The 20,366-nt window shown below is 38.5% G+C and carries 17 protein-coding genes; 8 read left to right on the plus strand and 9 right to left on the minus strand.

Annotation, left to right across the window (positions count from 1 at the left end; genetic code table 11):
- Positions 1 to 266 precede the first annotated feature (266 nt).
- Positions 267 to 794, minus strand: a complete 528-nt coding sequence (locus tag FNN09_RS13025; protein WP_143302808.1) for an RNA methyltransferase — start codon at positions 792 to 794, stop codon at positions 267 to 269.
- A gap of 99 nt (positions 795 to 893) precedes the next feature.
- Between FNN09_RS13025 and sucC the strand changes: the two genes are divergently transcribed.
- Positions 894 to 2,084, plus strand: coding sequence for an ADP-forming succinate--CoA ligase subunit beta (gene sucC, locus FNN09_RS13030; RefSeq protein ID WP_143302809.1), 1,191 nt, complete (start codon positions 894 to 896; stop codon positions 2,082 to 2,084).
- 72 nt (positions 2,085 to 2,156) lie between these two features.
- On the opposite strand, the gene FNN09_RS13035 is transcribed toward sucC, so the two are convergent.
- Positions 2,157 to 3,419, minus strand: coding sequence for an arginine deiminase family protein (locus FNN09_RS13035; protein WP_143302810.1), 1,263 nt, complete (start codon positions 3,417 to 3,419; stop codon positions 2,157 to 2,159).
- A gap of 115 nt (positions 3,420 to 3,534) precedes the next feature.
- On the minus strand, positions 3,535 to 4,752 hold the full coding sequence (locus FNN09_RS13040) for an NAD(P)/FAD-dependent oxidoreductase (protein ID WP_143302811.1): 1,218 nt from the start codon (positions 4,750 to 4,752) through the stop codon (positions 3,535 to 3,537).
- Between the two features lie 104 nt (positions 4,753 to 4,856).
- Here FNN09_RS13040 and FNN09_RS13045 point away from each other — a divergent pair, with 104 nt between their 5' ends.
- The 6 genes from FNN09_RS13045 to FNN09_RS13070 all read left to right on the plus strand — a co-directional run bounded on the left by FNN09_RS13045 (position 4,857) and on the right by FNN09_RS13070 (position 13,760).
- The gene (locus tag FNN09_RS13045; RefSeq protein ID WP_143302812.1) at positions 4,857 to 5,621 is read left to right on the plus strand and encodes a DUF2490 domain-containing protein; all 765 of its coding nucleotides are present in this window, start codon (positions 4,857 to 4,859) and stop codon (positions 5,619 to 5,621) included.
- Between the two features lie 55 nt (positions 5,622 to 5,676).
- Positions 5,677 to 6,951, plus strand: coding sequence for a cytochrome b N-terminal domain-containing protein (locus FNN09_RS13050; RefSeq protein WP_143302813.1), 1,275 nt, complete (start codon positions 5,677 to 5,679; stop codon positions 6,949 to 6,951).
- Positions 6,952 to 6,962: 11 nt separating this feature from the next.
- Positions 6,963 to 7,436: a ubiquinol-cytochrome c reductase iron-sulfur subunit gene (locus FNN09_RS13055; RefSeq protein WP_143302814.1), complete on the plus strand. Its 474-nt coding sequence runs from the start codon at positions 6,963 to 6,965 to the stop codon at positions 7,434 to 7,436.
- Between the two features lies 1 nt (position 7,437).
- Positions 7,438 to 9,747 carry a multiheme c-type cytochrome gene (locus FNN09_RS13060; protein ID WP_185968987.1) on the plus strand — a complete coding sequence of 770 codons (2,310 nt, stop codon included), beginning with the start codon at positions 7,438 to 7,440 and terminating at the stop codon, positions 9,745 to 9,747.
- Positions 9,748 to 9,996: 249 nt separating this feature from the next.
- The gene (locus tag FNN09_RS13065) at positions 9,997 to 12,810 is read left to right on the plus strand and encodes a pitrilysin family protein (RefSeq protein ID WP_143302816.1); all 2,814 of its coding nucleotides are present in this window, start codon (positions 9,997 to 9,999) and stop codon (positions 12,808 to 12,810) included.
- Between the two features lie 140 nt (positions 12,811 to 12,950).
- Complete coding sequence (locus tag FNN09_RS13070) at positions 12,951 to 13,760, plus strand: HAEPLYID family protein (RefSeq protein ID WP_143302817.1); 810 nt, start codon at positions 12,951 to 12,953, stop codon at positions 13,758 to 13,760.
- Between the two features lie 269 nt (positions 13,761 to 14,029).
- Here the strand turns inward: FNN09_RS13070 and FNN09_RS13075 are convergent, their stop codons facing one another.
- The 3 genes from FNN09_RS13075 to FNN09_RS13085 all read right to left on the minus strand — a co-directional run bounded on the left by FNN09_RS13075 (position 14,030) and on the right by FNN09_RS13085 (position 16,492).
- Positions 14,030 to 14,572 carry a dihydrofolate reductase family protein gene (locus FNN09_RS13075; RefSeq protein ID WP_143302818.1) on the minus strand — a complete coding sequence of 181 codons (543 nt, stop codon included), beginning with the start codon at positions 14,570 to 14,572 and terminating at the stop codon, positions 14,030 to 14,032.
- A 52-nt stretch (positions 14,573 to 14,624) separates the two neighbouring features.
- On the minus strand, positions 14,625 to 15,482 hold the full coding sequence (locus FNN09_RS13080) for a hypothetical protein (protein ID WP_143302819.1): 858 nt from the start codon (positions 15,480 to 15,482) through the stop codon (positions 14,625 to 14,627).
- Positions 15,483 to 15,781: 299 nt separating this feature from the next.
- Positions 15,782 to 16,492, minus strand: coding sequence for a hypothetical protein (locus FNN09_RS13085; RefSeq protein WP_143302820.1), 711 nt, complete (start codon positions 16,490 to 16,492; stop codon positions 15,782 to 15,784).
- 443 nt (positions 16,493 to 16,935) lie between these two features.
- Here FNN09_RS13085 and FNN09_RS13090 point away from each other — a divergent pair, with 443 nt between their 5' ends.
- Positions 16,936 to 17,457: a lactoylglutathione lyase family protein gene (locus tag FNN09_RS13090; protein WP_143302904.1), complete on the plus strand. Its 522-nt coding sequence runs from the start codon at positions 16,936 to 16,938 to the stop codon at positions 17,455 to 17,457.
- On the opposite strand, the gene FNN09_RS13095 is transcribed toward FNN09_RS13090, so the two are convergent.
- The 3 genes from FNN09_RS13095 to FNN09_RS13105 all read right to left on the minus strand — a co-directional run bounded on the left by FNN09_RS13095 (position 17,433) and on the right by FNN09_RS13105 (position 20,233).
- Entirely contained in the window at positions 17,433 to 17,792 is a 360-nt protein-coding gene (locus FNN09_RS13095; RefSeq protein WP_143302821.1) for a helix-turn-helix domain-containing protein, read from the minus strand. The two genes, FNN09_RS13090 and FNN09_RS13095, sit on opposite strands and share 25 nt — an antisense overlap.
- Before the next feature lie 156 nt (positions 17,793 to 17,948).
- A complete protein-coding gene (locus FNN09_RS13100; RefSeq protein WP_143302822.1) occupies positions 17,949 to 18,668 on the minus strand; it encodes a DUF6261 family protein in 720 nt (239 codons plus the stop codon).
- Between the two features lie 683 nt (positions 18,669 to 19,351).
- A complete protein-coding gene (locus FNN09_RS13105; protein ID WP_143302823.1) occupies positions 19,352 to 20,233 on the minus strand; it encodes a hypothetical protein in 882 nt (293 codons plus the stop codon).
- Between the last annotated feature and the right edge of the window lie 133 nt (positions 20,234 to 20,366).

Genomic DNA, 20,366 nt, shown 5'->3' on the forward strand with positions numbered 1-20,366 from the left:
TGATTATAGGGCTTGAAATTGATTTGTTTCATGCTTTTAAGATACTAAATATCAGGCACATGAACAAACTAACTCAGCTGTAATCAATTGATTATGAACGAAAAAAGAGGGAATCCGTTTTTGGACACCCTCTTTTTTGTACGTTTAAATTTCGTTCTTATTGTCACTACTTGTCCAGATTTATCGGGATGGAACTCGCCAAAACCGATCATACTCCTGAGCGCGAAGCAATTTTCATAGCTCGTTTCGTATAATAAAAATCCTTTCTATAGCATCTTACGAAAAAGCTCCCACAAAACAATACCAGCACTAACCGACACATTAAAAGAATGCTTGGTACCATACTGTGGAATTTCAATGCAAGCATCGCTTATATCGATTACTTTCTGCTGCACACCCTTCACTTCATTCCCTAACACAATAGCAATCTTCTGCCCATTTTCTGGCGCAAAATCAAGCAACGAAGTGCTATTTTCAACTTGCTCCAAACAACATACGGTCCACCCTTCATTTTGTAGAGCTCGAACGGCTTCTTCAGTATTTTCAGAATAGGACCAGTCTACAGATTCTTCGGCACCCAATGCTGTTTTATGAATTTCTTTATTAGGTGGAGTGGCTGTAATACCGCATAAAATAATTTTCTCAACCTTCAAGGCATCAGAAGTTCTAAATACTGAACCAACATTATTTAGGCTTCGTACATTGTCCATCACAACAGCAATAGGCAGTTGAGTAGCATTTTTATATTCTTCAACAGTTAATCGATTGAGTTCGCTCGTTCTTAATTTTCTCATTCTGCTTATTTTTTACAACAAAAATAGCACTATTCCTGTTTTTATAGGTAATTGAATAATAATCGTACCCAACATTGGATTACTAAATCCCAAAAAATTATGAATATACACGAATATCAAGGAAAGGAGATCCTTAAATCTTTTGGAGTAGCCATACAAGAAGGCATTGTTGCCGACTCTCCAGACAAAGCTATTGAAGCTGCTAAACAACTGAACAAAGACACAGGAACAGAGTGGTGGGTTGTTAAAGCTCAAATTCATGCTGGAGGCCGTGGTAAAGGTGGTGGTGTTAAACTGGCAAAATCATTAGATGAAGTAAAACAAAGAGCCACTGACATTATAGGGATGAACCTAGTAACTCATCAAACAGGGCCGTCGGGTAAATTAGTGAGTAAAGTACTTATTGCACAAGACGTGTATTATCCTGGTGAAACAGAAACGGATGAATTTTACATGAGCGTTTTATTAAACCGAGAAACGGGACGCAACATCATCATGTATTCGACAGAAGGAGGAATGGACATTGAAGAGGTTGCAGAGAAAACACCTCATCTTATTCACAAAGAAGAAGTAGATGCAGGCATTGGGCTCCAAGGATTTCAAGCTAGAAAAATTGCTTTTAACCTGGGACTTTCTGGTAAGGCATTTAAAGAAATGACCAAGTTTGTGACTGCTTTGTATAAAGCATATGTATCAACAGACTCATCCATGTTTGAAATTAACCCTGTTTTAAAAACATCTGATAATAAAATATTGGCCGTTGATGCCAAAGTAGATATTGATGACAATGCCCTTTTCCGTCATCCTGCTTATGCAGCAATGCGAGATCTTGCTGAGGAAGATCCTGCTGAAACAGAAGCAAGTAAAAGCAACCTTAACTTTGTTAAGCTGGATGGTAATGTGGGATGTATGGTAAATGGTGCTGGTTTAGCAATGGCTACCATGGACATCATCAAACTGTCGGGTGGAGAGCCAGCTAACTTCCTAGACGTAGGAGGTGGTGCCAACGCAACAACCGTTGAAGCTGGACTTAAAATCATCTTAAATGACCCTAATGTAAAGGCTATTCTTATTAATATTTTTGGAGGTATTGTTCGATGCGATCGTGTAGCCAATGGTGTGGTTGAAGCATACAAAAATATTGGCGAGATCAATATCCCAATTATCGTAAGATTACAAGGAACCAATGCCGAAGGCGGTAAGAAGATTATAGATGAATCAGGCCTTAAGGTATTCTCTGCTATTACGCTTAAAGAAGCATCTGACTTGGTTCAGGAAATAGTGAACTAACAATTTAATACATAAAACAAAGAGGGCTTATTTGTTGAAATAAGCCCTCTTTAATATTTTAAAAAGTGAGAATTACCACTTAACAGGTTTACGTCGAATTGGCATACTCATACATCGAGCACCACCACCACCTCGCGACAATTCTGAGCCACCAATGGTTACCACATACTTTTCGTATTCACTTAAATTAATTTTTCCATCAATAACATCGTTGGCTTTAATAATTTCAAAGCCATTCTTATTCATTTCCTCCATGGTATATACATTACGTGCATAACCCAACACTTTTCCTGGGCCCATGGCAAAAAAGTTAGCCCCACTATGCCATTGTTCACGCTCTTGTGTCCAAATATCACTTGATCCGCCACAACAGATTGGCTTCATATCCATTCCTAATCCTTTAAGGCAAGAAACCAAGTTCTCTTTTTTCTCAATAGATTGAACTTCACCATTGTCTATCGTTATTAAAATAGTGCTATAGCGACTATCTTTCATAATTAGTGGTTCGTATACCATACAAGCATCCTTATCTAGGAATGTAAACACCATATCCAAGTGAATGAATGATTCTGGTGTATCAGGCAATTCTTGCACCACAACATAATGACGCTCTTTTTTATGCTTCAATTGATTAACTATGAAATCAATTCCTTGAGATGAAGTTCTGGCACTGCTTCCAATCACCAAAATGTCTTCACGAGCAATTTGAACATCTCCTCCCTCTATCATGGTTTCAGTTCCCACGTTATAGAAATTCAAAGGATTGACAGTTTGCGTTTTAAAACGAGCTGAATGATTAAAGATTGCCTCCATAACAATGGCCTCACGCTCACGCACCTTATTCGCCATTTTCGAAATCAAAACCTTATCGTACATCGTTACACTGGCATCTCTTGTGAAAAAGAAGTTATGTAAGGGACGTAAAGAGTATCGATCATCAGACAAAAAAGTCGTAAGTGAGTCTGTTTTCAGGTTAACACCTTCAATCAGTTGACGAGCTAATTCTGGAGCCGGAAGATCAAGTAAATCTTCCTTGATGTTTAAAACCTGCTCATAAGTGCAAATTTTTTCAATGAGACTTAACTTGATTTTAGGCTGCTCTAAAATTTCAGCTAAAAGATTTTTAACCTGAAACGTTTGTGTTACCTTATCTAACACACCTGAAAATTGTCTATACTCCTCTACTGCAACCGACAGGTTCAGAATATCACTATATAAAGCACGCTCCGCATTTGAAGGTGTCATATTCTCCACTTCCTTACCCGGTGTGTGTAATATTACACCTTCTAATTCTCCAATTTCGGAGAAAACACCTGTATCTATGGTTTTAATCATGGACAAATTGGTTTAATTTATTTGGTTATTCTTCTTGCCGCAAATTTAAAAACCAAATGCAATTAAAAAAATGATAGAAGACACTTCTTTAAATTCTTTAAAATAAGTTCGGTATCTATGATGAAAACAATGAAAAACTCATTGCCGGTGGCAAAGGTAATTCCTGCTCAACTTTATCTTTATTCCACCTTTCCATAAGGGCTTTTTGATAAGTCTTGGCACGCTCCTGATCATTAACAAATACGGCAGCCTTTAGGCTTTCATCCATATAGTACAAAAAGCGAGTAATGGCTCCGTGATGCTCTTCAACCTCAGTATCAACTCCGGGCACAACATCTTCGTAGGCTCCGGAGAAAAGGTATAAACCAAACACTTCTGTTTTTAATCGATAAGGTGGTAAAGTATGCGCCTGTGGCTTTTTAAGAATATTATATGCAGCCAATGCTCCCTGGTGTTCAGCTGCATGCCATAAACCAGTTACAACTCCTCTCGCATGCTGAGCAACATCTCCAGCGGCTAAAATATCTTTATTACTGGTTTGCATATATTCATCCACCACAATACCATGTTCTACTTCCAAACCAGCCTTTTTGCCCAAATCAATATTTGGCACTGCCCCTGTACATGCAACAATCACATCAAATTGATAAACCTGGCCTTGAAGATTAACCTTGTAAGCTCCATCAATATGTTGTATGGAGGAAACTGATACGCCTGATAGAAACTCAACTCCCTTTTGCAGCATGGCATCTTTCAGAGTAGCACTTATTTTTGGGGGAAATAATTTCTGCAAAGGTAATTTCATTCTACTTGCCAAAATTACTTTCTTCCCTTTACGTATGAGCTGGTCAGCAGTTTCAATACCTTCAACCCCTCCTCCAATTATTAAAAAACGATCTTTAGTTCCACTTTTTTCTAAGACACGCTCCACATCATGAGCATTCTGAACACCATGAATTTCCTTTTTCTCAACACCGCTGATTTGAGGTATTACGGACACTGCTCCGGTAGAAATGAGCAGTTTATCATAGCTATACTCCACATTATTTCGTGTGCGTATTTTTTTAACTTCCTGATCAACATCAATCACTCTATCATAAATCAAGTCAACATTATTTTCTGAGTACCATTTCTCATCAGCAATTTTAAATTCATCCTTATCAAAACCACGCACCATATTTTTATTAATTTTTGTACGCTTGTAAGGCAGGCGATCCTCACCATTAATGAGCAATACTTTTCGCTTATCACCATGTGACCTCAAGGTTCGGATAAAACTAATTGATGTAATACTCGCTCCTACGGCTATTATTGGGTAATTATTATATGACATATCTCAATATTTATGGACTATTAAAAAACGATTATTAATATCTTTGCAGCTATTATTGAATTATAACAATCCGAATACAATTGGGTTGAGTTTGTTTGAAAAGAATGAAGAAGTATTTAACAATCTCCTTATTGTTTTTATTGGCTGCCAACGGTTTATTTGCACAGGTAGATTTAGATTTAGGACTTTTAGATGGAGATGGGGAACTCCGCACAATATATGTACAACGCCACCGCCTGAATGACCAATACATTGTAAACCTCGATTTAGGGGCATACATTGGTTTGGGTAATAATATTTGGACACGTTGGGGGTACAGAGGAAGTATACTGCGGAATATTAATGATTTCTACAAGGTTGATTTGGGTTTTATGTATAATCGCGTTCATCTGTTCGACGAAATTGACGATGGTGAAACAAAGGAAAAGTTCGATCTAACCAGTCATGAGTTGCGCCCACACCAAACGCTTCATGTCAATTATCCGCGTTTTCAGTCTTCTGTTTTAAAACACCGCTTTCGTTTGGAAGAGCGCTTTTTTACCTATTCCGATAGTGATTATAGAAAATCAAAAGTTAGACTGCGATACAGGGTAATGCATAGTGCCCGTTTCGATGGCAAAACAATTACACCCAAATCACTATTTTATAGAGCATCGGCTGAATTTAATTTTAATATTTACCAGGAGGCAGAAGATGTATTTTGGGTTAGAGGCAGATACACGCTTGGACTTGGTTATCAATTTAGTGCAAAACTTAGTGCCGACATGAACTACTTTTACGAGCATACAAAAGTTGGAAAAGATTACGATCAAATTGTAACACACATATTCCATTTTGCCGTTAGGCACACAATTAATTGGAACAAATAAGCAGTAATATCGCTGTTAAAAAAAATGCTGTTATTTTAGCACTAAATTTAGAGGTATGAACAAACCTGGTACACAAAAAGCGATTACAAAATTCTTATTGCATCTTCACCCGCCTAAGGTAAATGCGCAATCTATTAAGTACACCCGTACATTTGGCCTTGGAGGTATTGCTGCACTGCTTTTCGTACTGCTTTTTATAACAGGCATGTTGTTACGCTTTGTTTATGTTCCATCGGAGAAAGGAGCTTATGATTCTATCCTTTACTTGCAACAAGAAGTTATTTTTGGCCAATTATTACGTAACATGCACTATTGGTGCGGTATGCTATTGGTCATTGTTTCATTTTTGCATGTCATAAGGGTATTCTATAGTCAATCCATTTTCAATGAGCGACGAAAGAATTGGCTGTATGGCTTGTTAATCATGTTCTTAGTAATCATGTCTAACTTTACAGGCTATTTGCTGCCTTGGGATCAATTGGCATATTGGGCTGTTACCATAATGACCAACATGCTGAGCTACATACCTCTCATTGGTGATCCACTTGCTAATTTGGTGCGAGGCGGTGCCGAAGTAAATGAAGGTACGCTACTCAGGTTTTATCATTTTCACACTGGTTTATTACCATTGTTGATGGTATTTCTAATGAGTATCCATTTTTGGTTAGTTCGAAAAGCAAAAGGTGTAACCGTTGCCGATTCATCAAAAAAAGAGATGGTACCTACCACCCCTCAATTAGTTTATAAAGAAATTGTTGTAGCTCTCTCTCTTATTTTAATACTCATACTATTCTCAATGCTGATTGATGCTCCCCTACTAGAAAAAGCGAATCCTCTGGAGAGCCCTAACCCGAGCAAAGCTCCTTGGTATTTCATGGGTTTTCAGGAGTTATTACTACACATGCACCCAAGTTTTGGGATCTTTATTGTTCCGGTTATAGTAACAGCTTTTCTGATCTACATTCCGTTTGTAAAAGATTTACAGGTGAATGTGGGAGTTTGGTTTAACACCAGTGTTGGAAAAAAAGTAACAATTTGGTCGGCCATATACTCTACAGTTTTTACAATGCTCATTATTGTTTCAACGGAGTACCTCTTAAAGTTTCAAAGTTGGATGCCCGATGCACCCGTTTTAATTACCACTGGCCTATTACCACTACTACTTTACGTGTTACCAACTTTTGGTTTTATTTTAATGATGAAAAAACACCTAAAAGCTGGCAAACTAGAGTTAATTATTGGTTTAGTAAGCATATTGCTAACTGGTTATCTGGTAATGACTGTTGTAGGAAGTTTAATGAGAGGTGAAGGCATGCATTTATTTGCATAAGCATACTATATATGGATATTATAAAAAAAATAACTCGTCGAAGCTTCATTAAGAAAGCAATAATTACCCTTGTTTCTTTGGAGTTAGTATATGTGTTTGTCAACCTGCTTAAAAAAGGGGGAGAAACAAAAGTGTCGAGCAATTTATTTGCTGCTGGCGACATTGATCTATTCGAAAAAGGAAGAGTGTATCCGTTTAGTACCGAACGTTTTTATTTATCCCGATTGGATGATGGTGGTTTTTTAGCAATCTCCACTAAGTGTACCCATTTAGGATGTACTGTACAGTTTAAAAACTCCGATAACAAATTCCTTTGTCCATGTCATGCATCAGCATTTAACAAGCATGGCGAGGTACTAGCTCCTCCAGCAACAAGCGCACTGGACCTTTACAATATCACCATCGAAAATGGAGAAATATTTGTAGATACTGCTACTCCTGTAAAACGAGCAAAATATAATAGCTCACAAATAACCTATGCTTAAGATGATTAACACTCAAAAATACAACAACCTTATGCTGGCATTGGTGGGAGCTCTTATCTTGCTATTTCCAGCTTACCTGCTAATCAAAACCTACTCAGATACAGACACAAGTACAGCCAATGCTGAACCTCAATTTGTTGGAGGCGACACTTGTATTGAGTGTCACTTGCCTGAATACAACGATTGGAAAGGATCGCACCACGATAGAGCCATGGACGAAGCCAATGACTCAACGGTATTAGCTAACTTCAACAATGTTACCATTGAGGGCAATGGCATGACACATCGTGCCTTTATGCAAGATGGTAAGTTTATGGTGAATACGGATGGTGAAAATGGCACCATGGAAGATTTTGAAATTAAATATGTGTTTGGTTTTACGCCTCTTCAACAGTTTTTAGTGGAGTTTGATGGCGGCCGACTACAAACTCTACCTTTAACATGGAATACGCTTGATAGCGTTTGGTACCATATGGCAGATTCAACCTATGCCGATCAGGACATACACCACAACAACTGGTTGCACTGGACCAACCAGGCGCAAAACTGGAACAGCATGTGTGCCGATTGCCATTCAACTAACCTGCAGAAAAATTACGATCCACATACCGACACTTACAACACCACCTGGTCAGAAATTGACGTGAGCTGCGAGGCCTGTCATGGACCATCGTCGAACCACCTTACTTGGGCTGCACTGCCGGAATATGCCCGTGATGATTTTGAAAACTACGGCTTACCCGTTAAAACAAGTGGTATTAACAATGAACAATATGTAGATAACTGTGCCCGATGTCATTCGCGAAGAAGTTCCTTAAGTGATTTTGATTACAGCACCCAAAATATTCACAACCACATTATCCCCAATTTGCCGGATATACCAACCTGGCACTTAGATGGACAGATACAGGATGAAGATTACGTGTATGCCTCCTTTATCCAAAGTAAAATGTATACCAAGGAGCGAGAGGTACAGTGTAACGACTGCCACAATGTGCACAGTGGTCAACTATTATTTGGCGATGACTACAACAAATTGTGTCTTCAGTGCCACACCGCAGATGTATACGAAACCCCTGACCACCATTTCCATAAGACGGAAGGCATGCCAGGCGACGCTGTTATTTCAGATTCAGGAGTTAAATTTGATGTAGGATCTGGAACACTTTGCATTAATTGCCACATGCACGGACAATATTATATGGGTGTTGATTATCGTCGTGATCATAGTTTTAGAGTCCCTCGCCCCGATTTATCCATTAAATATGATGTACCCAACGCCTGTAATCAATGCCATGCCGACAAGAGCAATCAGTGGTCGGAAAACTACATTACCAAATGGTACGGGGAAAGTAGAACCTATCATTTTGCCCAGGCCTTTGATGATGCTCGCAATGGCGAAGCACATGCCTTAGGTCGTTTAAAAGGCATTATTAATGATGAATTGTATCCGCATAGCATACGTGCATTATCCATTCAGTACTTGGGTAACTTCTTTCAAGACTCATTGAAACACGAGGTGGAAAGCTATTTAAGCAACCTATACCCCGATATGCGCGTGGCGGCTATCAGATCTATTCAAGTGGCAGGTGAAGAAGACATCAATCTACTTTATCCAATGCTGGTTGACGATACAAAAGCGGTAAGAACAGAGGCAGCTCGTATCCTATCTAGTTTGGGACTAGAGCAAATACCTCAGAAACACCAAAAGGCTTTTGACATAGCCATTTCGGAATATGAGCAGATACTTTTGTACAATGCCGACTTCCCAATTGGTAAATTTAATCTGGCCAATTTCTATTACAACAAAGCAGAATACGGTCCGGCAGAGCAATTTTACCTTAAAGCTCTTAAGCAGGATGAAGAGTTACACTTTGTGAAATTAAACTTAGCTTACCTGTACAACCGCATTCAGAAAAATGACAAGGCGGCCTTACTTTTCGAAGACTACCTGAAACACGAGCCCACAGATGCACAAGCCAGGTATTCATACGGTTTATTACTTTCAGAAATGAAAAAGTATGATGCGTCTTTAAAACAACTGATAAGATCTCATAATTTGCAGCCAGAACGTGCTCGGGTAGCGCATAATATTGCTATGATGTTCGAATTCCAAGGGGATAAGGCTAACACCGAATTGTACTTAAAAAAGGAAATTGCAATTGTTAATGACTACAACAGTAATGCTGAATTACTTCGTTTTTACCTAAGCAACAAGATGACTGCTAAAGCTAAACCTTTGGCTATTCAAATGAACAAAACATTCCCTGACGTCGCTGAATTAAAACAGGTAATCGAACAATTAAAATAAGAAGCGTTTTGTACTTACTACGCTTTAAGCCTTTTACCACACAGGTTAGTATAGCTATTGCAATACTAACCCGTGTGTGCAAATAATCATGTTTTCGCCTCTTTAAAAAAGATATATTTGTCTCCTAATAAGTGTAGAACCATCACTTATAACCTGTCCCAATCAGGAAACCTTATTAGAGTAAAAACAAATAATATAAAATGCGCGTAGGCACTAGTATAAGTCTTACGCCAGGCGAAAATTGAATACATGAAAAAGTTACTATTTTTTGTATTTGCTTTATTTGTAATAAGCAGTACATCGAATGCACAGTACGACCTAAATGCTCCTGTGCCAGTTGACCCATCAATTAAAACAGGGGTGTTAGATAACGGTTTAACGTACTACATCCGTCATAATCAAGAACCAAAAGAGCGTGCTAGCTTTTACATCATTCAAAATGTTGGTGGTATTCTTGAGGATGATTCACAAGATGGATTAGCTCACTTTCTTGAGCACATGGCCTTTAACGGCACCGAGAATTTTCCTGGTAAAGGAGTTATCTCTACTTTAGAAAAGCATGGTATTGCTTTTGGTCGCAACATTAACGCCTACACTGCTCAGGACGAAACTGTTTATAACATTTCAAATGTTCCTGTAGCGCCTAATGGACTAATGGATACCTGCTTACTAATCTTACACGATTGGTCGAATTATTTATCGCTTGAGGAAGCAGAAATTGATTCTGAGAGAGGGGTAATTTCAGAAGAATGGCGTACACGTCGTGATGCCAGCTTTAGAACACGCAACCAAACAATGCCTGCATTGCTTAATAATTCGAAGTATGGCGAGCGCGATGTAATTGGAGAACTGGATGTTATCAAAGGTTTTGAATACGATGAGTTACGTCGTTTTTACCACGACTGGTACCGCACAGATTTGCAAGCGATTGCCATTGTTGGTGATTTTGACGCAGCAGAAATGGAGCAAAAGGTAATTAAATTATTTTCAAAAATACCTGCTGTTGATAATCCTAAAGAACGCTACGAAGTAAAAGTTGAGCCTAAAGCAGAAACAACTTTTAAACTTGCGTTAGACAAAGAAAGTACACGATCTAGTGTATCAATGTATGTACGTCACGAAGCAGAAGCTTCTTCCGATAAAAACCACAATACATTAAAAACAAACTACAAGCGCACCCTTATCAGAACGATGATTGGTGCACGTATTAACGAGCTACTACAGAAAGGAAATCCTCCTTTTATTAATGGCTATGTTAGTTTTTCAGATTACCCGCGTACAGTATCCTTATTAAGCATTGGTACAACAGCCAAAGAAAACGAGGAAGCATTGGCCTTTGAGTCGATATTAACTGAAGTTGAGCGTGTGAAACGTTTTGGATTTTCGGAGGGCGAACTTGAGCGTGCTAAAACTCAAATGCTAATGGGTTATGAGAATTACTACAAGCAACGCGACAAAATTAACCACGATAGTTATTGTAAGGAAATTGCGAGTCTATATCTTGAAAACGTTCCAATGCCTGGCATTGAGTACGAATTTAAATTTGCTCAGTCGGTTATCCCAACAATCACAACTGATGAGTTAAAAGCTTATTTCAACAGTATGTACACGAAAGAGAACCGTGTAGTTATTATTTCTGGACCTGAAAAAGAAGGTGTAGAGCATTTGAATCAGGAAGAAGCGTTTGCCATTATTGAGAAGGTTGAGAATAATGACGCCATTACAGCCTATGTGGATGAAGTAGTAAGCTCATCATTGGTTGAGGAATTACCAGTTGAAGGTAAAATTGTTTCAGAGCGTGCATTACCAGAATTTGATGCAGTTGAATGGACTTTAAATAACAATACAAAAGTTGTATACCGCTATGCTAACTATAACAAAAACCAGGTGGCATTAAGCAGTTACAGTAAAGGTGGTTCCTCCTTGTATGATGTAGCAGACCTTCCATCTGTTAACATGGCATCTGACTTTGTACCTGCCTTTGGAATTGGCAACTACGATGCTATTGCTTTGCAAAAAGCTTTAACGGGTAAAAATGCGAAAGTTCAGTTTAACATCAGTGGTTTATCAGAATACATTAACGGAAGCTGCCGTACCGAAGATTTTGAAACGATGATGCAGCTGGCTTATTTACATTTTGAGCAGCCACGTTTTGACGAGGAAGCATACAATGCATTAATGAGTCGTTACAAGGCTTATGTAGCCAACATGGGTGACGACCCTAAAAAGATAATGCAGGACAGCATTAGCCAAATTCGTTCAAATTACCACGAGCGTAATATTATTTTTGGCCCTGAATACCTGGAAAAAGTATCGTTCAACCGCATGGAGAAGATTTACAAAGAACGCTTTAACAATGCATCGGACTTTACATTCTTTATTGTTGGTGACATAGAAAAAGATGCTGCTAAAGCTTTAGCAACTAAATATCTTGGTGCTATTTCATCAAACAACACAAAAGAAAACTGGAGAGACAACAAGGTGAATGGTCCTGAAGGCATTACACAAAAGACTATTCCAGTAAAATTAGCAGAGCCGAAAGCAACTGTTCAAATCATCTATAACAACGAATTGGATTACACGCCGGAAAACCGCATTGGTCTTTCATTTATCAGTGCTGTGCTTCGTTTGAGATATACAGAAAGCATCCGCGAAAAAGAAGGTGGAACATATGGCGTTGGTGTCAATGCATCAGCAAACCACTATCCACAGTCTAAAGGATCAGTTATGATTCAATTCGATTGCGACCCAGAACGCAGCGGTGATCTAATACCATTAGTGTACGCCGAAATCGACAAAATGATCAAATCAGGTGCTACAACAGATGATTTAGATAAAACACGCAAAAACATTCTAAAAAGTCGTGCCGAAAGCAAAGACCAGAATTCTTACTGGATGGGTAACATTCGCAATTATTACGTGCATGGTGTTAACATGGACTTGGCATCTAACTACGAAGAAATTGTAGAAAACATGAGCGCTAAAGACATTAAAAAGCTAGCGAAGAAATTCTTTAAGAAAGCTGATAAAATTGAAGTTACTTTTGTTCCTAAAGAGAACTAAGATATATCACACCTCATTATTAAAGGCAGCCCATGTGGCTGCCTTTTTTTGGCTCTCAACTTTACCTCCAAGTTACTTTTTAATACATTTGTTTAATATCCATGTTTGTATAAACAGTTTTCCAACTTACACCATAGCTAATGAGTCGATTACTACTACTCCTCCTACTTTTTTTGCCTGCCATTGGCTTAACTGCCCAGGAAGCAAGTGATCAAAGTTCCGACCAACCACTTAAGCTCGATCATGCCGAACCATTGTACATCGACCTCATCCGTGACTTAGGTGCCCACAAAGGTGAAAAAGAATGGAATGTTGGCTTTGGCTTGTCGGATAATAAAACATTTGACAGCTATGAGTTTTTGGTAGAGTACGAGTGGGCTGTAGCCGATCGTTGGGGACTGGAGATTGAACTACCATTCTCATTTTACTCCCCCATAACGGGTATACCAAACGACTCTTTGCCAGCTAATAAACTAGAAAGTTTACAGCTAGCTACCCAATGGACCTTTTGGGTTAGTGAGCCACACCACACCTCAATGGCTTTGGGTTACATGCAGGAGTTTGAATTCTCTGATTTCAGAAATTTTGGTAATCCACTAATCGAAGGTGCTATATACAATCCTTTTCTGGTGGCTGCAAAAGGCTGGCAAAAATATTACCACACACTATTGTATACCGGACCAATACTCGTTCATCATTTTGACGATGCCCATTTGGACTTTATTTATGAATTACACGCCAACTTCCATTACATGATACCAGATAGCCATAATTTTGTTGGCCTAGAAATAAATAATTACGTGGATAATGAACAGTGGGATTGCACGCTTCGTCCGCAGATGCGCCTGGATATTTCTAACGATATAAAAATTGGTATAGTAGCGGGTATACCCATCACTCGCACAGAACAAGGACTTAGTATGTTTACCCGCTTAATTTGGGAGCCTTAACCTATTAACCTGAGTTCGACGTAAAATTTATTGCTCAGATCGCTTATAAATATTGAGTTTTAAGGACTATTTGTGAAGGCATAGCGGGCTATGTCGAACGAATATGACGCAGAAAATCGATGTTTATAAGTGGATACATTAATCTTTTCATTAAATAATTGATCTACTGCTCTAAATTTAATCGCCATAGTTTACTATGCCTCAAAAATTTAGATTGTATATCAATCACTTAATGAAATCTGAAGTCTTAAATTTTAATCGAACTCAGGTTATTTTCTGGTTCGTTTATAACGTACCTGTTGTACCTGATCAAGAAAAACAGAGGACGAAACCAACTCAAAATTTAAAGCTTGATCCAAGTCGCCAAATAACGAAGAACCACCACCTAGTAAAACAGGAATAGTCGTAAGAATAAGGTCGTCGATTAAATCTTCCTGCAAAAAGCTTTGGATGGTGTTTCCTCCATCGATATACAAATTGTGGTAATCCTGACCATGCACTTGCTTAAGTACCTCACTTAAGGAACCATTAACAAGCTGCACTTTTCCAACATATTCTTCTGGTATTGTTTTTAAGGTACGACTGAGAACAAACACGGGCTTGCTATAGGGCCACGGACAATCAAAACCACAAACGGTTTCAAAAGTTGTACGTCCCATAATTATGGCATCCACCTCGTTCATAAATGCTCCATAACCCATATCCACCTGGTCAGTATTAGGAATACTATGCAACCAGTCTAAGCCTCCGTTTTTGTCCGCAATATAACCATCGAGGCTAGTGGCTATAAATACTTTATTTCGCTTTTCCATACATCAATATTTCCGCTAAATGTATGAAGAAAAATAATCAATTGCTTCGCCACTAAAGTTCAAAGATATACCCCACTGATAGATTGAATAAACTGCTTGGATCATATTCGTAAGCAGGATCAAGTGAGCGTGGCCTATTGAACACGTAACTTAGCTCAACATCAAAATTACGGATATTCAATATCAAGGGAATGCATAGTTCTGTATTCATCCAACCAAAAGCTGAATGATAACTTAACTCACCATTGTTGCCTGTATGTTCCACCTCTTCCGAATCATAAAAAAAAGACAGCTCTGGTTCTAGTTTTAAACGATTGAAACGCCCCCAATCAATTAAGGTGAACGACGAATACACTTCCCAGTTCAATGTTAGTTTGGAGTCACTGCCAAATAAATAGTTAAGTCCGGCCCTACAACCAAACCAGTTAAACTTTGTACTCATTCCCCAGTGTAAATTATTACTGTAGGTCGATGAAAAGTCAAAACCGTTGTTGAAACCAAAGTAACGACTATACGTCAGGTTGTATCTAAGCCAGTTGAGCTTTTTTAGTGCTTTTCCGTAGCCAAGCATAAAAGCGTTGTTGTAATTTGCATTGTTATTGGCACTAAACCAAGTACCCGAACTAGTACCTAAACCCATAAAAAAACCATATGAGTTAAAGTAGGAAACCTGCCCCGACAGATAGTACTGCGGATCTCCCACCTCGCGACCTGCGTAATAAGTTCGGTTGCTATAACTACTATTGGCATACACAAAATGAAATGCCTTATCAGCTGCCACCTCCATGTAAAGCAATTCTTCTTCATCGTAGTACATAAGCTCATGCAATACCGAGTCGACATAACTCTCTTGTGACATAACGGAAAAAGCATAAAACAAACTAAAAACAATTAGAATCAAAATTTTCATATACGCTATATTTTGGGGGATAAGTGATGGAGAATTAAACTTAATTCAATGATTAGCTTATATCAGTAACCAGGGAATTCGCTTTTAAGCGTTTTAACCACCTCCCCACTTCGTGGTACTCCTCCTTGCCAAGGAGGAGAGGGATGAAAAACCGTCCCCTCCTGAATTTTAGGAGGGGTGGTATAATTAGTTTTAAAAGGCAATTTCCCTGTATCAGTAACAGGATGAGTAATGATAATGGGCAAAAAAAGTACAGGTAGTAGGCCTGTACTTTTTTTTGTTGTTGAACACTTAAGGTACTATGCGTTTTTTCTGTTTCTATTTTTGCGGGCACGTTGCTTGGCTTGCTTCTTCATGGCAGCTTTTTGCTCTTGTGTTAAGGTCTCTTTTACCGCCTCACGATTTTCTTTTAAAGATTCCATATTGGCTTTTCTTAACTCACGCTGCTCCTCGCTTAAACTGGCTCTTAGTGCTTCTTGCTTCTCCTTCTTACCCATTTCCTTGTCTTGCAAAATAGCCAACTGCTCTTCTGTCAGGCTCTCTTTAAAGGCATCACGATTAGCCTCCTTCTCCGTTCTGGCTGCAGCAATCAGCTCTTTTTGATCATCACTTAATGATTCTCTTAGCTCTTTGCGCTGTTCCTTTTTATGGGCTTCAATAGCTTCTTTTTGCTCATCGCTTAAGGTGGCACGCAATGCCGCTCGGTTGGCTTCCACACTTTCTTTATTAGCTTTTCGCATAGCTTTTTGCTCTTCGCTTAACGATGCTGCAAAAGCTTTCATTTTCTCTTGCTTGCTTAGTTCTTTATTATCTAAAATAGCTAACTGCTCTTCGCTAAGGCTTGCTTTAAAAGCTTCGTGATTAGCTTTTTTCTCCTCTTTGCTAGCTGCAACCATTGCTTTTTGCTCTTCGCTTAAAATTGGTCCTGTAGTTTCGTCCTGCGCACTGGCAACAGATGAATAAGACAATAACATAATAGCTGCTACAAATACTTTTAGAAAATTTTTCATGATGCTTATCTTTTAAAATAATTAACAATGTGTGTTTGCATACATACCGCCGTTGCAGCTTTTCACCCTACCTGAAAAAGCACAACAATTTTAAATCATAAGCATACATTGTAGCTAAATGACTGATCCGATGAAATTAAGAACATGAATATTTTTTCATCAAAGCGATTCTCTAGTAATCGACAATACCATCCCAAAAACCTTTCGGATCTATGGAGCATGGCCTCAATTTTTTTTCATTTTTTTTTGCCCGACAGAAGCTTAAAAATCATAATTATACACATTGATGTAACTATGCGCAACAGCTGTAACGTCTTGTATAGGGGCAAATTATACTTTTAATTTGTATCAAAATTAATAACACAATGATGAACAAATTTTCAACCCTTGCTGTTTTCCTTTTAGTGTTTTCGGCTTTTGGGTATTCACAAACAAAAAGAGATATGAGTAATTTAAATGAACCAGTAAAAACGTATCCTAAAACATTTTCTCACATTGGCATTACTGTACCTGATATTGAAGCAGCGGTAAAGTTCTACACCGAGGTACTGGGATTTTATGTTATTATGGAGCCGACATTAGTAAAAGAAGAAAATGAAACGGCTATTGGCCAAATGTGTATTGATGTTTTTGGAGAAGGTTGGGAAACATTTAAAATCGCTCATCTTTCAACTGGCGATAAAATTGGTTTCGAAATTTTTGAGTTTAATGAGAGTAAAGAATTGAAGCCAAATTTTGAACCATTTCGCTCAGGCCTGTTTCACTTTTCGATACAAGACCCCGATGTAGAAGGCCTTGTTAAGAAGATTGTAGACGCTGGTGGTAAACAACGTATGCCTATTAGGGAATACTACCCTGGCGAAAAACCATACCGTATGTGTTATGTTGAAGACCCATTTGGTACTGTATTCGAAATCTACTCTCACTCATACGAACTACACTACTCGCAGGGTGCGTATAAGTGATTTTGTTTGGCAAAATCTTGTCCCCATTTATTCAATTCAAGAATGATGGGGATTATTGATTTTCCCTCCTCCGTTAAATCATACTCTACCTTTGGCGGCGTAACCGGATAAATGGTTCTTTTAACCAGCTTATCGTTTTCCAATGCTCGTATGGAATAGGTAAACATGCGGTTGGAGATATCGGCAATGCTCTTTTGCAATTCTCCCGATCGCTGAGCACCATCTTTTAAATGGTAAAGAATCAAACTCTTATACTTATCGCCTATTAAATGAAGTGCAAAAGCCAGTGAGCACTTAAACTTCTTATCTTGATATTTTATTATCTCTGAATGCATAGCGGGCTATTTTTCATACTAAAATAACCACAATTAAGCGACAAAAGCATCTTTTAGCATTTTTTGTGCTTAAGCCACGTAGGCACTAACTTTAATTCAATACTAAAAAAGCCCTGCAGTTTGTACTACAGGGCTCACAACTTATCTCCTGCTTTATTATTGTTCTGCTTCTACTTTTGTACTGCGGTTTCTTACGGTGGTATTGTTTTCGGCAATACGATTGGCAGTAAACTGTGTTAACTCCGTGTAAACATCGGCATTCACCTTGCTCATAACAAAAAGGTAAGGCACCAAATCGTCATTTAGCAAGGCAAACAAACGTTTTTTAATAAGCGAAGCCGAATCTAATTCCTTACGCTCGTCTTTCACCGAATAGTAAGCATTTTGCTTGGCATTAAAATTATCCACAGCCGTTTCGAGTTGCATAAAACGCTGCTCGCAACCAGGTAACTGAACCACACAAGCCTGGTAATCTCCTGTTTTGCTTTCACCTAAAAGAGAGGCCAACAAAGGGTATTCCTCGCGGTAGCTCTTGCTCTTAACCTCAAGGCCATATTTTTCGAGCATTTTAAAAAGCAGCTCTGCCGCACCGGCTATTGCTCCATCAGGATGACAGGTATAACCTTTCACCAAACCATGTAACAAGGTAAAAGTACGATCGGTAACATCGTCTAACTCACTAAGATCTGACTCTACCGAATCGCGCATAATGGCAATACTCAATTGCTCATTCAAACTAATCGCACGCTCAAAAGCCGATTTCACGTAGGCATCGTTGCTGTAATCGTTTTTCTGATATTCATCAATTATTTGCTGTAACAGGCCATTCACCTCGCTCACGCGGGTATTGCCTTTTATTCTGGGTATTTTGTTCATTGCATTAAAATTGTAGGTTATACTTGATTTAGTTATGTGGAGATAAGTTGTGAAGCTTCAATACCATTGGTATCGACACTTTTTTATTTTTTTACCGATATCGTTTGATATCGGGCGGTTTACTCTTTGGAAAGCTCGATACAGATTGTATCGGCACTTTTTAATAGTGAAAAGCAACACTACAAAGTGATATCGATGATTTTTGCCTTGTTTTTGGCAAATACCAGATGATATTGGGCGTTCTATTGCTTGGCCAAGACGATACCGCTGGTATCGGTCAATTTTGTTACAATAACACCATTTATTAGTAGATCGAATGCTTGACAACAAAAGAAAAGCATCATAAAGTAGTTTAGCTGTATTCATATTAATTGCATGGGCTTATATATGATAGATGCAAAACAGCCTATAAACTCTTTATGGAAAAGGCATTATTTTATCATTGCTTGACGAACCTTTGGTTTTAATGGATAAATGATGGGTGGCGTGTGACTAATATTAAACACCTATAATTGAGATTGATTTAAATTTTAAAATGCAGGATAATAAAAAAAGGGAGTTTAAAAACTCAATGATAGCATGTATCATCAAGCTTTTAAACTCCCTCTTAAATTTGTAATATCTGACACCACACAATCGTTTTACCGCCTTGGTATCACTCGTGCGTGGCTAACGATCTATACTTAAAAGCGCAAGCCTATATTCACCATAAAACCACTCATTTTGGTGGTGCCCATTTCCATTAGGCTACCTGAACTTAACTCACTAATTGGCGCATTATTAATTCGGTTAACAAAAGGAGATGTTTGCTTTTCGGTAAAATCTCCACTGCCTAAATAATAGATACCCTCAATAAAAAAGGATGTTTTACGACTCGGAAAAACAATTCCTCCGCCCACAAAAGGCTCAAAAGTATCGGTCCATGTTATGTCGCCACTTTCGTTAGTATATCGGTTGCTATAGAACCCTTGCTGGTACAAATTATCCACCAACAAATCCCACTGGGCATAGTAGCCGTGATTTGTCATTAGGCCGGAGCTATTATAGCTTGCTGTTAAAGCATGACGATACTCCATACCTCCCTTTGCAAAAAACTCCCAGTTACCTGCAAAAGCATTTAGCTTTAGGGCAATTGGCACATTTAATAAGGTTAAATCCTGTGTTTCCACCATATCGCTTGATGCAAAACGATACTCCACATTATCGCCCTCAGAGTCAACTCCGTTTTGTGTCGTACTATAAGCGTCAATACTGCCTTCAAAAGACCCCATAAAATACGATGCCCCTGTTTCAATGGCTACATATTTAATTGGACGATATTCGATGAAGAAACCAAAGTTTAAGGGCATAACGGTAAGCGCTTCATAATTATTAAAGTCGTTTTCCCACATCATTTGACCTCCACCGGCTTTAAGTCCCCAGTACACTTTCTTATAGCGTTTGTCGGGTTTTATTTCTTTGCTTTTGCTTGAGGAAGTCTCTTGCCCTGCTGTGCTTACATTTTGTGCACTCACCATGGTGGTGAAGAGCAAGCAAGAAAAAACAATATATAGTATATTTTTCATGAGTCTAAAATTTGTGTTTATTGGCCATATGGAACTCTCAAATAAATTTTTATTCATCAAACTTTCACGCTCAAACGTATTCATGAATACTTCGTATTTCATCCGCCTATGTGTCAATTTGGATAATCAAAAT

Source organism: Carboxylicivirga sp. M1479, from assembly GCF_007097485.1.
Classification (GTDB): Bacteria; Bacteroidota; Bacteroidia; order Bacteroidales; family Marinilabiliaceae; genus Carboxylicivirga.